At 56.8% G+C, this 2,766-nt stretch carries 3 protein-coding genes; 2 read left to right on the top strand and 1 reads right to left on the bottom strand.

Features of this window, described 5'->3' with window-relative positions:
* Positions 1-347: 347 nt before the first annotated feature.
* Positions 348-1,418 (top strand): PDDEXK nuclease domain-containing protein, encoded by a 1,071-nt coding sequence (locus PHO31112_RS26945; RefSeq protein ID WP_246178594.1) that lies wholly within the window; start codon positions 348-350, stop codon positions 1,416-1,418.
* 11 nt (positions 1,419-1,429) lie between these two features.
* On the top strand, positions 1,430-2,005 hold the full coding sequence (locus PHO31112_RS26940) for a recombinase family protein (RefSeq protein ID WP_150624786.1): 576 nt from the start codon (positions 1,430-1,432) through the stop codon (positions 2,003-2,005).
* Between the two features lie 303 nt (positions 2,006-2,308).
* Here the strand turns inward: PHO31112_RS26940 and PHO31112_RS26935 are convergent.
* Positions 2,309-2,766: integrase core domain-containing protein (locus PHO31112_RS26935; RefSeq protein ID WP_150624784.1), on the bottom strand; the 458-nt coding region annotated here is incomplete at its 5' end.

The following is a 2,766-nucleotide window of genomic DNA, read 5'->3' as shown; positions in this document are numbered from 1 at the left end:
AGATACGCGCAATCTTTACCCGTTGGTCATCGACGATCGTCCCTTGCAAAACGGGTGGAGTCCATAGATACGCTAAGGCTAATATGCGAGACGGTCGGGATTCGTGAATATGTGTAGCTTCACATATTCACGAATCCCGGCCGCCCCTCTGCTTCTCAGTGGCAGGCAGTATCGAACGGCGCGGCATCGTGACTTCCCATCAGAGTGGCGTTGCACAAACATACCTTTGCACAACGACGTGGCCGCGCGCTATCCCTATGGCGTTTGCTTGATGCGCAAATGTATTGCACAATGACTGGCATTGGCAACAGGTTTGCGCTGAACGAACCGTATCGAGGAGCAGGCTGGTGAAACCGCAAAACGCGCAAGTTGCAGCAGTGACAACCGGCTTGGTCGGCGACATCCGCGCCCTGATCGGAGAAGCACGGGCCGGACTGGCCGCTACGGTCAATTCGGCCTTGACCATGCTTTACTGGCGCATTGGTCGGCGCATACGCGCTGAGGTGCTTCAGGGGGAGCGGGCGGGCTACGGCGAACAACTCGTCGCTTCGCTGGCACGACAATTGGAAGCCGAACATGGACGCGGCTTCGGCACCAAGAACCTGCGCCACATGCTGCGCTTTGGCGAGGTTTTCGAGGTCGAGGAAATTGTCTACGCGCTGAGTAGACAATTGAGCTGGACCCATTTGCGCAGCCTGATCTACATCGACGATCCCCTCAAGCGAGAGTTCTATCTGGAAATGTGCCGCAGCGAGGGCTGGAGCACTCGCACCTTGCAGGGACGACTCGATTCCATGTTGTTCGAGCGCACAGCGCTCTCGCGCAAGCCTGACGAATTGCTGACGAGCGAACTGGCGACCTTACGCGATCAAGGGGTGCTCGGCCCGAACCTCGTCCTGAAGGATCCTTATGTACTGGACTTTCTGGGGCTGCACGATCGCTACCTTGAAAAAGATCTCGAAGACGCCATCCTGCGCGAATTGGAAAATTTCCTGTTGGAGCTGGGGGCCGGATTCAGCTTTGTCGCCCGCCAAAAACGGCTGCAAATTGACAATAATGATTTCTATATCGACTTGCTGTTCTACAACCGCCGCTTGCGGCGCCTAGTTGCCATCGAGCTGAAGCTCGGCGAATTCAAGGCGGCCGACAAAGGCCAGATGGAGCTCTACCTGCGGTGGCTGGTCAAAAATGAACAAGAACCTGGCGAAGCTCCGCCACTGGGGATTATCCTTTGCACGGGAAAAAATCGTGAACAGATAGAACTGCTGGAACTTGACCAAAGCGGCATTCACGTCGCCGAGTACCTGACCGGCTTGCCATCTCGGCAATTGCTGGAGCAAAAGCTGCATGAGGCAGTGACGCTATCGAAAGCGCGACTGGAAAATCCGCTCGGACCAACCACAACCGAAGTCAAGTAAGGAGCGCGCTCATGCGAATCGGTTATGCCCGCGTCTCCACCCAGGACCAGGACAACGCGGCACAGATCGCGGCGTTGAGCGCGGCGGGATGCGGACGGATATTCGAAGAGAAGGCATCGGCGGGCCGCTGGGACCGTCCCGAACTGAGCCGTTTGCTCGATCAGTTGCGCAAGGACGATGTGCTGGTCGTCTGGAAACTCGACCGCCTGTCACGCTCGCTTAAGGACATGCTGACCCTGATGGAGACGGTGGAAAAGGCAGGCGCGGGATTCCTCAGTCTGACCGAATCCATCGACACCACATCGCCGGCCGGGCGCATGATGATGCAAATCGTGGGATCGTTCGCCGAGTTCGAGCGCGCCATGCTGCGCGAGCGCACCCGTAGCGGCTTGTTGGCCGCTCGCGGAGAAGGCCGCATCGGCGGTCGCCGCCCTAAACTCACACCACGGCAGCAGCAAGAGATCGTGCAGCTGATCAACTCCGGCGAAAAAACCGCCGCCGATGCCGCTAGGCTATTCAACGTTCACCCCTCAACGGTGGCTAGGTTGCTTTCCAAGAGCAAGCTGGTGACGCAGCCAAAGTCTTAACGTGCTTTAAATTCCGTTTTCTGAGACGAAGGTGACCCCGCAATCGAGTTGCTGTGGGAGTTCGTGCGTCGAGCGGCGTTTCCGAATCGCCCATCGCGACTGACATCTGTGTTTGCATGGCAATCACTGGAAGATGCGAGACAGTTCAAACTGGAAAATCACTTGCCAGATCAGATGCTTGTATCTACGAGGTGCGGGTGACCTGACGGATTTTTTCGTACCACGGGTGTCTAGAGAATCGCGGCCCCTGATCCGCTTGGGTTTTCTGTGCCAAATCCAGAGCGAGTTTTTCGGCGTATCGGGTCAAGTCGGCCCGGGTAAACACACCAATTGGCGGGCGAATTCGGCCGGCGCCAGCTCTTTGAGAGCTGAGTGAGGCCGACTCTCGTTGTAGTCCCCGCGCCATGCCTCGATAGTCGCCTTCGCTTCGTCCAGCGTCTCGAACCAATGCAAGTTCAAACACTCGTCACGGAATGATCCGTTAAACGTCTCAATGTGGCAATTGTCCGTGGGCTTTCCTGGGCGACTGAAATCGATTTTCGACTTGTGGTGATATGCCCACATGTCGAGCAATCGCCCGGAAAACTCACTGCCGTTGTCTACGAAAATATGCCGAGGAGCGCCGCGTCTGGCCGCGATTCGATTGAGCGCCGACACCACATGCTCTCCCCTCAAGCGTTGACCAACTTCGATGGCCAGGGCTTCTTTCGTGAATACATCGACAACTGTCAGCATGCGAAACTTCGAGCCATCTGCGAGTT

The organism is Pandoraea horticolens (assembly GCF_902459555.1).
GTDB classification, from domain to species: domain Bacteria; phylum Pseudomonadota; class Gammaproteobacteria; order Burkholderiales; family Burkholderiaceae; genus Pandoraea; species Pandoraea horticolens.
The sequence above is the reverse complement of the archived record's forward strand: the minus strand, read 5'-3'. Positions and strand labels throughout refer to the sequence as shown.